General features: G+C 75.4%; 13 protein-coding genes. 4 read left to right on the top strand and 9 right to left on the bottom strand.

What is annotated here, in order from left to right:
- The 6 genes from ABFY07_RS41945 to ABFY07_RS41920 form a co-directional block, all read right to left on the bottom strand.
- The coding region (locus tag ABFY07_RS41945) for a hypothetical protein (RefSeq protein WP_346179502.1) at positions 1 to 387 on the bottom strand (387 nt) is incomplete at its 3' end.
- Positions 371 to 862: an RNA polymerase sigma factor gene (locus ABFY07_RS41940; RefSeq protein WP_065962337.1), complete on the bottom strand. Its 492-nt coding sequence runs from the start codon at positions 860 to 862 to the stop codon at positions 371 to 373. The genes ABFY07_RS41945 and ABFY07_RS41940, both read right to left, overlap by 17 nt.
- Before the next feature lie 110 nt (positions 863 to 972).
- A complete protein-coding gene (locus tag ABFY07_RS41935; protein ID WP_346179501.1) occupies positions 973 to 1,587 on the bottom strand; it encodes a class F sortase in 615 nt (204 codons plus the stop codon).
- On the bottom strand, positions 1,584 to 2,045 hold the full coding sequence (locus tag ABFY07_RS41930) for a sortase-dependent protein (RefSeq protein WP_346179500.1): 462 nt from the start codon (positions 2,043 to 2,045) through the stop codon (positions 1,584 to 1,586). The genes ABFY07_RS41935 and ABFY07_RS41930 overlap by 4 nt, the downstream gene beginning before the upstream one ends.
- A gap of 229 nt (positions 2,046 to 2,274) precedes the next feature.
- On the bottom strand, positions 2,275 to 2,493 hold the full coding sequence (locus ABFY07_RS41925) for a hypothetical protein (RefSeq protein WP_346179499.1): 219 nt from the start codon (positions 2,491 to 2,493) through the stop codon (positions 2,275 to 2,277).
- A gap of 48 nt (positions 2,494 to 2,541) precedes the next feature.
- On the bottom strand, positions 2,542 to 4,011 hold the full coding sequence (locus ABFY07_RS41920) for an MFS transporter (RefSeq protein WP_346179498.1): 1,470 nt from the start codon (positions 4,009 to 4,011) through the stop codon (positions 2,542 to 2,544).
- 112 nt (positions 4,012 to 4,123) lie between these two features.
- Between ABFY07_RS41920 and ABFY07_RS41915 the strand changes: the two genes are divergently transcribed.
- From ABFY07_RS41915 to ABFY07_RS41905, 3 genes are all read left to right on the top strand, one after another.
- Positions 4,124 to 5,011 (top strand): LysR family transcriptional regulator, encoded by an 888-nt coding sequence (locus ABFY07_RS41915; RefSeq protein ID WP_346179497.1) that lies wholly within the window; start codon positions 4,124 to 4,126, stop codon positions 5,009 to 5,011.
- The gene (locus ABFY07_RS41910; protein ID WP_346179496.1) at positions 5,011 to 5,583 is read left to right on the top strand and encodes a hypothetical protein; all 573 of its coding nucleotides are present in this window, start codon (positions 5,011 to 5,013) and stop codon (positions 5,581 to 5,583) included. The genes ABFY07_RS41915 and ABFY07_RS41910 overlap by 1 nt, the downstream gene beginning before the upstream one ends.
- A gap of 146 nt (positions 5,584 to 5,729) precedes the next feature.
- Positions 5,730 to 7,985 carry a protein kinase domain-containing protein gene (locus ABFY07_RS41905; RefSeq protein WP_346179495.1) on the top strand — a complete coding sequence of 752 codons (2,256 nt, stop codon included), beginning with the start codon at positions 5,730 to 5,732 and terminating at the stop codon, positions 7,983 to 7,985.
- 13 nt (positions 7,986 to 7,998) lie between these two features.
- Here ABFY07_RS41905 and ABFY07_RS41900 read toward each other — a convergent pair whose 3' ends face one another.
- The gene (locus tag ABFY07_RS41900) at positions 7,999 to 8,841 is read right to left on the bottom strand and encodes an SDR family NAD(P)-dependent oxidoreductase (protein WP_346179494.1); all 843 of its coding nucleotides are present in this window, start codon (positions 8,839 to 8,841) and stop codon (positions 7,999 to 8,001) included.
- Positions 8,842 to 8,968: 127 nt separating this feature from the next.
- On the opposite strand from ABFY07_RS41900, the gene ABFY07_RS41895 reads away from it, so the two are divergent.
- Positions 8,969 to 9,826: a helix-turn-helix transcriptional regulator gene (locus ABFY07_RS41895; protein ID WP_346179493.1), complete on the top strand. Its 858-nt coding sequence runs from the start codon at positions 8,969 to 8,971 to the stop codon at positions 9,824 to 9,826.
- On the opposite strand, the gene ABFY07_RS41890 is transcribed toward ABFY07_RS41895, so the two are convergent.
- Complete coding sequence (locus tag ABFY07_RS41890) at positions 9,801 to 10,589, bottom strand: sulfite exporter TauE/SafE family protein (protein WP_346179492.1); 789 nt, start codon at positions 10,587 to 10,589, stop codon at positions 9,801 to 9,803. The two genes, ABFY07_RS41895 and ABFY07_RS41890, sit on opposite strands and share 26 nt — an antisense overlap.
- Positions 10,590 to 10,769: 180 nt before the next feature.
- Positions 10,770 to 11,777 (bottom strand): hemolysin family protein, encoded by a 1,008-nt coding sequence (locus ABFY07_RS41885; RefSeq protein ID WP_346179491.1) that lies wholly within the window; start codon positions 11,775 to 11,777, stop codon positions 10,770 to 10,772.
- Between the last annotated feature and the right edge of the window lie 123 nt (positions 11,778 to 11,900).

The following is an 11,900-nucleotide window of genomic DNA, read 5'->3' as shown; positions in this document are numbered from 1 at the left end:
GGTGCGGCCGCCGGTGCTGGGGGTGGGAGTGCCGGGCTCGGCGGTGGGCCGGGGGTCGGTGGGGGTGGGGGCGCGTCGGTCGGGGGAGGGTGTGGGGGTGGCGGGCGCGGTGGGGCCGCTGGTGGCGGGCGGGGCGAGGGGGACGCTCGGGGTCGCCGGGGATTCGGGGGACGCCAGGTGGAGGGGCAGCGCGATGAGGGCCGCGACGGCGCAGGACAGGCCGACTCCGGCCACCGCGGCGCGGAGCAGGCGGCGGCGGGTGGCGGCGCGGCGGATCGCCTCGTAGCGGCCGGGGGGCGGGCCGAGGTGGTCGGCGGGGGGCCGCAGGATCACCGCGAGGGGGTCGTCGGGCGGGAACTCCGGGCCGTCGTCAAAGCGTGTGGTCAAGGCTTCTCCTCAGCTGGGCGCGGAGCAGTTCCCGGGCGGCGTGGAGGTCGGCCTTGACGGTTCCTTCCCTGCGCCCGGTCAGCTCGGACACCTCCCGGATCGGCATGTCAGCGTAGTAGTGCAGCAGGATCGGGACACGCAGTCGTTCCGGCAGCGACTGCACGAGCAGGCGTACCGAGGGGTCGGCCTGTTCGGTGTGGGGGCGGACGGCGGCTTCGGCGGTGGCGCGGTGCACGGCTTTGCGCTCGCGCTCCAGCTTGCGCCAGTGGTCCCGGACGAGGTTGGCCGCGGTGACGTAGACGAAGCCGCGCGGCTCCTCCACGGACGTCCAGCGGGCCCAGAGCCGGGTGAACGCCTCGGAGGCGATCTCGTGGGCCGTCTCGTCGTCGTCGACGAGCCGGCGGCACCAGCCGGCGAGGCGCGGGTACAGGGCGGCGAACAGCTCGGACGCCGCCCGGTCACGGGACCGTTTCAACGCTCTCCATGGTCGTGAGGACAGTCGTGGGGCGGGGTGGTGCGCGGCGAAGTCGTGAGGACAGTCGTGGGGGATCCCGGGCCGGGGCGTACGGCCCCCCGGCCCGGGATTCAGGGGGTCGTGGCGGTCAGCTCCGCGAAGACGATCACGTTGTCGAGGTAGCCGTCGCCCGTACGGGGGCCGCCGCAGGTGATGAGCCGCAGCTCCGGGCGGTCCACGTCGCCGTAGACGTCCTCCGTCGGGAAGTCCGCCTTCGCGACCGTCCGTACGGCGCTGACGGTGAACACCGCGGCCGTGCCGTTCTCCAGGCGCGCCTCGATCTTCTCGCCCCGCCGCAGCCGCGCGAGGTGACGGAAGACCCCGTCGCCGTACGCGCCGACCGTGACATGGCCGAGGATGACCGACGGGCCGACCTGACCGGGTGTCGGCGAGTGCCGGTACCAGCCCGCCCGGTCGTGCGCGGTGACCGGGGGCACCCGCACACTGCCGTCCGGCGCCAACCCCAGCCGCAGGACCGGGGTGTCGACCCCGATGGCCGGGATCCGCAGCCTGACCGGGACGGAACGCCCGAGGGCGCGCACCGGCTTCGCGGAGGCATGCGAAGGCGGTGGCGTACGCCCGGGGCGCGCGGTCGTGGCTTGCTGCGCCCGGGGGCCGCCGCCGCAGCCCACGAGCAGCGAGGCCGTCGCCGTGAGGGCGAAGGCGCGCCTGGAGAGCGGGGTCATGCCCCGGTCGCCCGCCGGCGGCGTACGACGAAGACCGCCGCGCCGCCCATGGCGAGCGCCGCGGCGGCGCCCCCGCCGATCAGCAGCCCGTCCGGGGTGCCGGACGGCGCGGAGTCCGTCGCCACGCCGGTGTCGGGCGCGCCCTCGGGCACGACCGGGACCTGCTTGCGGGCCCGCTGATCGGCCGGTGCCTCGCTGGGGGCCGGGGTGGCCCGCCGCTTGGCCGGTGCCTCGCTGGGAACGGGGGTGGCCCGCTCGTCCGTCGGCGCCTTGCTGGGGGCCGGGGTGGCCCGCCCGTCGGCGGGTTCGGTGCCGGGGATGGGGACGGCGGTGGCCGGGGCCTGGGAGGCCGGACGGTCCGCGGGGGCCTTGGCGGGCCCGTCGGCGAACGCGGTCCCGGTGCTCGCCAGTACGGCGGTGCACGCGAGGGCCAGGGCGCTGAGGACAGTTCGGCGCATCGAATCGCTCTCTTTCGTCGGTCCGCCCGGAACGCGGCGGGCTGAGTGACGGTCGAGCGGAGAGACGACGCGGCGGCGGGGCGGGTTGTAAAGAGATGGCAAAGTCGCCGCAGGGCTCCGGCCCAGTGACGCCGGTCGCGGCTCTCCGGATACGGCTTGCCGGCCCACGGCTTCCCGGCCATGGCTTCCCGGTCACGGCTTCCCGCCACCGGGGTCGCCCGGGCGGGCCCTAGTCGGACGCCGGGTCCGGGGCGTCCTCCCGGGTGGCGGGGAAGATCAGCCGCGCGGAGAGCGTGAACAGGCCCAGGCACCCCAGCACCAGACCGTGGCGCAGCCACCTGATGCCGCCCTCCCAGTCGCTGGGAGCGCCGAAGGCCAGCCAGACGACGGTGGCCAGGGCGACCACCAGGGTCACCACACCGGCCACGCGGCTCAATACGGGGCTCATGCGCTCACTATCGTCAGGGGGCCTCCGGATTCGCAACCGAAATCCCCCTCACCGCTTGGCCGTTCGGCCGAACCAGAAGCCCGTGGCCGCGCAGGCGACGGCCGCGATGAGGAAGGCCCAGGACGCACCGGCCGTCCGGTCGGCCATGAGCGGCGCGCCCATCGTGGCGACGCCCAGGCTCGCGCCCGCCTGCCGGGCGGCGTTGAGGAGTCCGCCGGCCGCGCCGGCCGCGCTCTGCGGGGCGGCCCCGACCACGGCGGTAACCAGGGCGGGGAGGGCGAAGGAGACGCCGAGGCCGGTCAGGAGGAGGCCCACGGCCAGCCGGCCGTAGGGGGCTTCGGCGCCGCCGGCCAGGGCGAGGGTCGCGGTGCCGGCGGCGAGGAGGACCAGGCCGCCGAGTACGGGGCGGCGCGGGCCGACCTTGGCGACGATGCGGCCGGTCAGCGGCGGGTTCAGGGCGAACGGCAGGGTGAGGGGGAGGAAGGCGAGCCCGGTGGCCACCGGCCCCATGCCGTGGGCCTGGAGGAGCAGCGGGAGGACGAAGAGGGTGCCGGTGAGGGTGAAGTTGACCGCGGCGCCCGCCGCGAGGCCCGCGCGGACGGCCCCGGAGCGCACCAGGTCCCGGTGGAACACGGGGGCCGGGCTGCGGCGTTCGAGTACGGCCAAGACTGCTGCCGCCGCGGCGGCGCCGGCCAGGGCGGCGGCGGTGTGACCCCAGGCCCGCGCGCCGGCCGCGATGAAGCCGTCCGTGGCCAGCGCCAGGCATACGCAGGCGGTGAGCTGGGCCGGCCAGTCCAGGCGGCGGTCGCCGCGCGGACAGCGCAGCCGACGGGTCGCGGTCAGGGCGAGGACCACGGCGCCGAGGGGGACGTTGACGAGGAAGACCGCGCGCCAGCCCGCGACCCCCACCAACGCCCCGCCCGCGAGGGGGCCCGCGGCGACGGCCGCACCGCTGATCGCCGCCCACGTCGCGACGGCCCGGGCGCGCCGGGCCGGGTCCGGGTAGAGGCGGCCGATCAGCGCCAGCGACGAGGGCACGCAGGCCGCCGCCGCGGCCCCCAGGGCCATCCGTACGGCGACCAGCGCGCCGACGGTCGGGGCCAGCGCGCACAGCGCGGAGCCCGTCGTGAACAGGGCGATGCCGGCCCGGAAGAGCCGGTGGGCGCCGAGCCGGTCGGACAGCGCCCCGGCGGACAGCAGCAGGGCGGCGAAGACGACGGTGTAGCCGGTGGTGGCCCACTGGAGGCCGGCTACGGAGGTGTGCAGCGAGCCCGCGAGGTCGGGCTCGGCGACGGACAGCACGGTGGTGTCCAGCAGCACCATGAAGTACCCGAGCGAGATGCCCAGCAGGGCCAGCCGGGTGGGGTGGGCCGGGTGGCGGCGCGCTGCGTCCGTGGTGACGGGCGTGGCTGTGGCTGGGGGTGGGGCTGTGGGTGGGGTGACCGGCGTGGCTGTGGGTGGGGCTGGGGGTGGGGCTGTGGGTGGGGCCGGTTGGGGGGTGGGTTTGTCGGGTGCCATGTCCGGCACTGTGCGGCCGGGGGGCCGCGCGGCTCCACCGGGCCGGACGTACACTCCGTTCGGAAATTCCGCACGCCCGGCGCGGCGGACGTCACAAGGGAGCGGGACAGCGGTGGAGCTGCGGCAACTGCGGACGTTCGAAGCCGTGTTGCGGCACGGGACGGTCACCGAGGCGGCCAACGCCCTCGGGCTCGCGCCGTCCTCGGTCTCCGCGCGGATACGGGAGCTGGAGAAGGCGGTGGGCGTCGCCCTGTTCGACCGTACGGCGAACGGGATGCGCGCCACGCCCGCCGGGGAGCGGATGACCCCCTGGGCGCGGCGTCTGCTGGAACAGGCCGAGCAGGCGGTCAGGGAGGTCGGCGGAGGCCGCCGCGCCCTGCGGCTCGGGGCCCTGGAGACCATCGCCGCCACCTGCGTACCGGCCGTGCTCGAGCGGCTCGCGCGGCGCCATCCCGGCCTCACCGTCGACGTACGGGTCGCCGCCGACCGCGGGCTGCTCCTCGACGAGGTCCTGGCCGGGGAGCTCACCGCCGCCCTGCTGCTGGACCTCGGCACCGCGCTCGGCGGCCTGGGCTTCCCCGTGCCGCCGGCGCCGCTGACCTGCCTGGACGTGGACACCGTCCCGCTGGACCTGGTCGCCGCGCCCGGCCACCGGCTGGCCGGGGGCCGACCCCTGCGCCCCGCCGACCTCCAGGGCGAGAAGCTCCTGGTCAACGTGGCGCAGTGCTCCTTCCGGATGGCCGCCGACCAGCTGCTCGGGCCCGAGGTCGAACGGGTCGACGCCGGTGGGGTCGCGGTGATGCGCTCCTGGGCGGAGCAGGGGCTCGGCCTCGCGCTGCTGCCCCGGTTCTCCGTGGCCGAGGCGGTGCGGGCCGGCCGCCTCGCCCGGCTCGGCCTGCCCACCCGCGACCTCCGGCTGCGGCTGGTATGGAGCGCCCCGGCCGAAGTGGTGCCCGAGGTCCGCGAGTTGCTGTACGCGGCCAGCGCGCTGCCCCGCTGATGGGAAACGTGTTCCGGGGCGGAAGCGACGCGCTCTCCCTGTCCAACGGCGGTACGGACGTCTTCGTCGACGTCCTGACGCTCGCCGTGTCCGATCTGGCGCGCGACGCGTGGGACCACCGCTTCGCCGCCCTGCTCACCCTCCAGGACCAGAACGTCATGGGGCGCGGGGCCGTCGGGTTCGACCTGGCGGAGATCGACTGGGGGGCGACCGGCGCCGAACGGGCCCGGGCCAAGCGCTTCGTGGTGCGCGCGGCCGAGCTCGCGCTGCGCCGCCACCGCTGGGAGGAGTTGGGGTACGAGCCGCCGTACGCCGAGGGCTATCTGCGGCGGTTCAAGGCGATGGTCGAGGCGTACGACCCGAAAGCGCCCGACCCCGAAGCGCACGACTCCGGAGCGCACGACCCCGAGGCGCACGACCCCGAAGCGCACGACCCGGCCGCCGGTCCCGCCGTGCGCCACGCGGGCCTCTTCCCCGGCGCGGACCAGGCCGCCGTCGCCTCGTGCGTACGGCACCGGGTGCTGAGCGCGCTGCCGTTTTGGGAGGGCTGCCGCTTCTGCACCGCTGGATGACGGGTTGACGGGCGGCGATACGCGACACCATCGGGGCCCATCCGGCCGTACGGGGCCGCCGAGCCTAACCTAGTGCCCAAGCAGAGCCGTTCGGGCAGCGGAAAGCAGCGGACAAAGCGGCGCAAAAAGGGGAATGAGGATGAGTGATGCCGCTGAGCAGCGGGGATCCTGAAGCCATAGGCGGCTACGCCCTGGTCGACCGACTCGGCGCGGGCGGCATGGGCGTCGTCTACCTCGGGCGCTCGGCCTCGGGGCGGTATGTCGCGGTCAAGCTCGTGCACGAGCAGTACGCGCGGGACGAGGAGTTCCGGACGCGCTTCCGGCAGGAGGTCGCGGCGGCGCGCAAGGTGAGCGGGGCGTTCACCGCGCCCGTGGTGGACGCCGATCCGGACGCCGACCGGCCCTGGATGGCCACGCTGTACGTGCCCGGGAGCACCCTGGCCGAAGTCGTGCGCAAGGGAGGCCCGCTGGACGGGTCGGCGCTGCGGACGCTGGGGCTGGGGCTGGTCGAGGCGCTGCGCGACATCCACCAGGTCGGGGTGGTGCACCGGGACCTGAAGCCCTCCAACATCCTGATGGCCGAGGACGGGCCGCGCGTCATCGACTTCGGCATCTCCCGCGCCGCCGACAACCAGACGCTCACCGTCACCGTCGGGAGGGTGCTGGGCACCCCGCCCTTCATGTCGCCGGAGCAGCTGCGCACCCCCCGGGAGGTCACCGCCGCCTCCGACGTGTTCTCGCTGGGGTCGCTGCTGGTGTACGCGGCCAGGGGGACGGGGCCGTTCGACTCCGACAGCCCGTATGTGACCGGCTACCAGGTGATGTACGAGCGGCCGACGCTGGCCGGGGTCCCGGAGCCGCTCGTGGAGATCGCCGAGCGCTGTCTGGACAAGGACCCGGCCAAGCGGCCGGAACTGGCCGAGCTGCACCGTATGCTCCGCGCGCTGCCGGACTTTCCGGCCGCGAAGCCCACGGCCAACGTCCCCTCCTCGGTCAACGTCCCGTCGGCCGGCGCCCCCTCGGCCAACGCGCCCGCCGCCGGCCCCTCCTCGGCCGGCACACACGCGGCCGACGCGCCCTCCTCGGCCACCGGCCCCGACCCCGGTCCCGGGAGCGGGCGCCGGCGGCGCGCACGGCTGATCCTCACCGCGGTCGGCGCGACCCTCGCCGTCGCCGGGCTGACCGTCGCGGCGATGGTGTTCGCGGCGGACCAGAAGGCGCCGCCCGGCAGCGCCACCGCGTCCGAGCGCCCCGCGGCGCTGCCCGCGGGCTGGCGACCCTGGCGGGCGGACCTGAGCGTGGCCACCCCCGGTCCCCCTCTGACGTACGGCCAGTCCGGCTGTGCGCCCGGAGCCACCGCGGTGTACTGCGGCGGCGACGGGTTCACCGTCGCCAAGGTGGACGCCGCCACCGGCCGGATCCGGTGGCGGTGGGGCACCGCTCCCCAGAAGGCGCGGCCGATCGGGGTGCGGGACGGGGTCGTCTACGTCTTCCAGGAGTCGGACCAGGCTGGCCGCCGGCTGGTGGTGGCGCTGGACGCCGCCACCAGGGAGCGGCGGTGGGAGCGGGAGGCCAGCCCCTCCGCGTCGGTGGCGCTGTTCTCCGGCGGGCTGCTGACGCTGTCGCCCCAGCAGACCGAGCTCATCGCCTACGACGCGTCGGGCGAGCCGCTGTGGCGGTCGCCGGCGCGCGCGGGGAGCTTCTGCGAGCCCACGGTGCTGGGCGGCGCCCCGTACGCCCTCTGCGCGCCCATCGACCACAACGGGCTGGCCACCGAGGGCCCGTACACCCTGCTGCGGCTCGACCCCGCCGACGGCGCGCAGAGCGAGCTCGCGACCCTCCCCCGCAAGACGCTGACGCTGGGCGCCGTCCGCGGGCAGCCGCTCTTCCTCGTGCCGCAGACCGCGAAGGAGGTGTACGACTCGGGGTACGTGCGGCCGTACAACGCCCTGGTCCGGGTGGATCCGCGCACCGGCGAGACCAAGCGGACCGCGCTGTCCCACACCATGCGCGGCTCGGCCACCCTGCTGAACGGCGTCGTCTACTTCGTCGAGGGCAACGGGACCGTCAGCGCCGTGTCCGCGGACACCGGCAAGCGGCTGTGGCGGCGCGCGACGGACACGGAGAACCTGTCCGCGCCGGTGGCGTCGGCGAAGTACGGGCGGCTGTACTTCTGCAACCGCTTCGGCCGGCTGCTGGCCCTGGACACCCGGACCGGGAAGGAGGCGTGGCACACCGCCGCGCTGAACGACATCGGGAGCGCGTCGTCGGACATCCCGCCGAGCGTGTCGCTCGTCAAGGACGCGATCGTGGCGACGGCCGGGAGCACGGCGTTCTCCGTGCGCCCGGACCGGCCCACGGCCCCCGCCTCGGACCGGTCGTCCCCGTCCGGCGCGGGGTGAGCCGCCGCCCGGCTCAGGCCAGCATGCCGCCGTCGACCCTGAGGACCGTGCCGGTCACATAGGACGCGCGGTCGCTGAGCAGCCAGGCCGCGGCCTGGGCGATCTCGTCGGGGTCGGCGGCGCGGCGCAGCGGGGTGTCGGCGTTGAGCCGCTCGATGACGCCGGGGGACTCCGCCTCCCAGTCGTGCAGCATCTCGGTGAGCGTGGTGCCGGGCGCGATGGCGTTGACGCGGATGCCTTCGGGGCCGTACGTGACGGCGGCCGACAGGGTGAGGCTGTCGACCGCCCGCTTCGTGGCGCCGTACGCGGGCAGTTGGGGGTTGCCCATCAGCCCGCCGACGCTGGAGGTGTTGACGAGGGCGCCCGTCCCGGCGGTGGCGCGGATGGCCTTGACCTCGGCGGCCATGGCCAGCCAGGTGCCCTTGAGGTTGACGGCGCAGACGCGGTCGAAGTCCTCCTCCCACACCTGGTCGAGCGGGGCCGGCGGCACGCCCGTCGCGCCGTTGTTGAAGGCGGCGTCGAGCCGGCCGTACAGCTCCACGGTCCGCTCGACGGCGGCGCGGACACTGGTCGCGTCGGCCAGGTCGCACACCACGTGGCCGGCGGTGCCGCCCGCCGCCCGTATCTCCTCCGTCACCGCCTTGAGCTGGGCCTCCGTACGGGCCGCGAGCAGCACCCGGGCGCCCTCCCGGGCGAACAGCCGGGCCGCGGCGGCGCCGATGCCGCGGCCGGCGCCGGTGACGAGGATCACCTTGCCGGACAGCAGGCCCAGGGGCGGGGTGGGGGTGTTGTGCTGAGTGTCGGTCGGGGTGTTGTGCGGAGCGCTGGTCGGGGCGTTGGTCGGGGTGTTGGTCATGGGTCCGAGCCTGCGTCCGGCGTGTTCGGCTATCCAGGCACCGGCGGTACCTGGCTGGGCGCGGCCGCCCCCGCGCACACTGGAGCCGCACACCGGGACCGCACACCGGGACCGCACACTGGGGGACGTGGACAGACGAGAGCTGGCGGACTTCCTGCGCATCCGACGGGAGCGGATCACCCCGGCCGAGGTGGGGCTGCCCGCCGGGTCGCGGCGCCGCACCCCGGGGCTGCGCCGCGAGGAGGTGGCGCAGCTGGCGTTCATCTCGACCGAGTACTACACGCGCCTGGAGCAGGCCCGCGCCCCGCGCCCGTCCCGCGAGGTGCTGGCCGGGCTCTCGCGCGCCCTGCGGCTCGTGGACGCCGAGCGCGACCACCTCCACTACCTGGCGGGCGCTCCCCCGGGCCCGCCGCCGGGGCCCTCGCGCGAGGTGCGGCAGTCGATCCTCGATCTGCTGGACCGGCTGCCGCTGGCCGCGGCGACCGTGATGTCCGCCACGTACGAGGTCATCGCCTGGAACGCGCTGGCCGCCGCCCTCATGGAGGACTTCTCCGCCCTCCCGCGCCGCGACCGCAATCTGATCCGGCGGGCCTTCCTGGGGCCGCACCCGCCCGGGCGGCGGCTGTACGGCCTGTCGGATGCCGACGCCGACGAGTTCGCCCGGACGTCGGCCCGGGGGCTGCGCGCCGTCGCGGCCCGTTACCCCGACGACCCGGAGGTGGTGGAACTGGTGCGGGAGCTGCGCGAGGGGAGCGAGGAGTTCGCCCGGCTGTGGGACTCGCACGACGTGTGCCCGCGGCCGACCCTGTGCAAGACCTTCCACCACCCGCTCGTCGGCGCGATCGGCGTCAACTGCGATGTGCTGGACATCACCGACCGGGACCAGCAGGTGATCATCTACACGGCCGCGCCCGGCACGCCGTCCGAGGAGGCGCTGCGGCTGCTGTCGGCCGTCGCGGTCACGTCCCCTGGTGCCACAGGCTGACCGCGAGGCCGAGACCGGCCAGGGCGATGGCGATCCGCAGCGGGGTCTCGGGCAGCCGCCGTACGATCAGTGGCCCTACCCAGCTGCCCGCGAAGGCGCCGAGGCCGAGCGCCACGGCGGCGCCCCAGTGCACCGGCGCGACGAGGACGTAGGCGACCGCGGCGGTCACGTTCGCCGCGCCGGTGGCGATGTTCTTGACGGCGTTGGTGACCGGGAGCGGCTCGCCGGCGGACGCGGACAGCGAGAGCACCGCCAGCATGAGCACGCCGGATGCCGCGCCGAAGTAGCCGCCGTACAGGCCGACCAGCAGCACCGCGCAGGCCATGGGGAGGGTGAGGCGGGCGGTGTGACCGGGACCGGCGGTGGTGTCCCGCCGCGGCCGGGAGGCCACCAGGCGGCGCAGCGGGTCGCGGACCAGGATCAGCACCGAGCCGAGCGCGATGAGCCACGGCACGACGGCCTCGAAGGCGGAGGACGGGGTGCCGAGCAGCAGCGCGGCCCCGACCGCGCCGCCGAGCGCGGCGACGGCCGCGAGCCGCAGCAGGCGGGCGCGCTGGCCGCGCAGTTCGGTGCGGGATCCGGCCGCGGTGCCCACCGTGTTGGAGAACAGCGCGACCGTGTTCGTCACATTGGCGGCGACCGGCGGCAGCCCGGCGGCGAGCAGCGCGGGGTAGCTGAACAGCGAGGCCAGCCCGGCGATCGAGCCGGCGAGCCCCGAGGCCACGCCGGCCGACACCAGCAGCGCCGAGGACCCGATGCCCATGGATGCCCCCTCCTGCCGGTGCCTGCCCGTGCCTGCCCTTGCCTGCCCGGGTCTGCCGGTGCCTGCCTGGGACTGCCGGTGGCTGCCGGTGCCCGCCTGTGTCTGTGTGCCGTCGGCTCATCCTCCAGACTGACCGTCTCGTATGCAAGACAGTGTCCACATACTTAGACGCGCCCCTGTCTAGACGCCTATCAGCTCGTCCAGGACGTCCGTCATGGTCACGAAGCCGAGCACGGCACCGCCGTCGCCGGTCACCACCGCCAGGTGGGTGCCCGCGCCGCGCATCGCGGTGAGGGTGTCGTCCAGCGGGGTGTCCGCGCGGACGCGGGTGACGGGGTGCAGGGCGGTGCGCGGGAAGGGCTTGTCCCGGTCGGCCGCCCCGAGGGTGTCCTTGATGTGGAGGTAGCCCAGGACCGCCCCGGCCGGGCCGGTGACCGGCAGGCGGGAGTAGCCGGAGGCGGCCGCGGCGCGCTCCAGCTGGTCGGGGGTGACCTCGGAGCCGACGGTGACCATGTCGTCCGGCGGGACGAGGATGTCGCCGACCCGGCGGGTGCCCAGCTCCAGGGCGTCGCGCAGCCGCTCGCCGCCGGAGGGGTCCAGCAGGCCCGCGTCGCTGGAGTCCCGGACCAGCCGGATCAGCTCGTCGTCGGTGAAGACCGACTCGACCTCGTCCTTGGGCTCGACCTTCAGCAGCCGCAGGATCGCGTTGGCGAAGGCGTTGATGCCGAAGACGACGGGGCGCAGGGCGCGGGTGAGGGCCACCAGGGGCGGGCCGAGGAGCAGCGCGGTGCGCTCGGGCGCGGCGAGGGCGATGTTCTTGGGCACCATCTCGCCGATGAGCATGTGCAGATAGGTGGCCGCGGCGAGGGCCAGGACGAAGGCGATCGGGTGCACCAGGGCGTCCGGGACGCGCACCGCGTCGAACGCGGGCTCCAGCAGGTGGGCGATGGCCGGCTCGGCGACCGCGCCCAGGACCAGGGAGGAGACGGTGATGCCCAGCTGGGCGGTGGCCATCAGGGCGGACAGGTGCTCCAGCGCCCACAGGGTGGCGCGGGCCCGCCGCTCCCCCGTCCGCGCCCGGGGCTCGATCTGGCTGCGGCGCACGGAGATCAGGGCGAACTCGGCGCCGACGAAGAAGGCGTTGGTGAGCAGGGTGAAGGCGCCGATGGCCAGCTGCAGGACGGTCATCGGGCTCTACCTTCTTCCTGGGTCTGCCCCAGCCATTCGTAGGGTTGTGGCGCCCAGGGGAACCGGGTGTGGCTTTCATCGGGCTGCCGATCATGGTTCGGGAGGCTTGGCCGCCTGGTTCCC

The organism is Streptomyces sparsogenes subsp. cuspidosporus (assembly GCF_039532705.1).
GTDB lineage: Bacteria > Actinomycetota > Actinomycetes > Streptomycetales > Streptomycetaceae > Streptomyces > Streptomyces sparsogenes.
The sequence above is the reverse complement of the archived record's forward strand: the minus strand, read 5'-3'. Positions and strand labels throughout refer to the sequence as shown.

What these genes read in the sequence shown, in the direction of transcription:
- ABFY07_RS41935 (WP_346179501.1), bottom strand. Translation starts at nt 1,587, where the DNA reads ATGACCCCGCTCTCCAGGCGCGCCTTCGCCCTCACGGCGACGGCCTCG.
- ABFY07_RS41925 (WP_346179499.1), bottom strand. Translation starts at nt 2,493, where the DNA reads ATGAGCCCCGTATTGAGCCGCGTGGCCGGTGTGGTGACCCTGGTGGTC.
- ABFY07_RS41890 (WP_346179492.1), bottom strand. Translation starts at nt 10,589, where the DNA reads ATGGGCATCGGGTCCTCGGCGCTGCTGGTGTCGGCCGGCGTGGCCTCG.
- ABFY07_RS41910 (WP_346179496.1), top strand. Translation starts at nt 5,011, where the DNA reads ATGGGAAACGTGTTCCGGGGCGGAAGCGACGCGCTCTCCCTGTCCAAC.
- ABFY07_RS41930 (WP_346179500.1), bottom strand. Translation starts at nt 2,045, where the DNA reads ATGCGCCGAACTGTCCTCAGCGCCCTGGCCCTCGCGTGCACCGCCGTA.
- ABFY07_RS41900 (WP_346179494.1), bottom strand. Translation starts at nt 8,841, where the DNA reads ATGACCAACACCCCGACCAACGCCCCGACCAGCGCTCCGCACAACACC.
- ABFY07_RS41905 (WP_346179495.1), top strand. Translation starts at nt 5,730, where the DNA reads ATGCCGCTGAGCAGCGGGGATCCTGAAGCCATAGGCGGCTACGCCCTG.
- ABFY07_RS41885 (WP_346179491.1), bottom strand. Translation starts at nt 11,777, where the DNA reads ATGACCGTCCTGCAGCTGGCCATCGGCGCCTTCACCCTGCTCACCAAC.
- ABFY07_RS41920 (WP_346179498.1), bottom strand. Translation starts at nt 4,011, where the DNA reads ATGGCACCCGACAAACCCACCCCCCAACCGGCCCCACCCACAGCCCCA.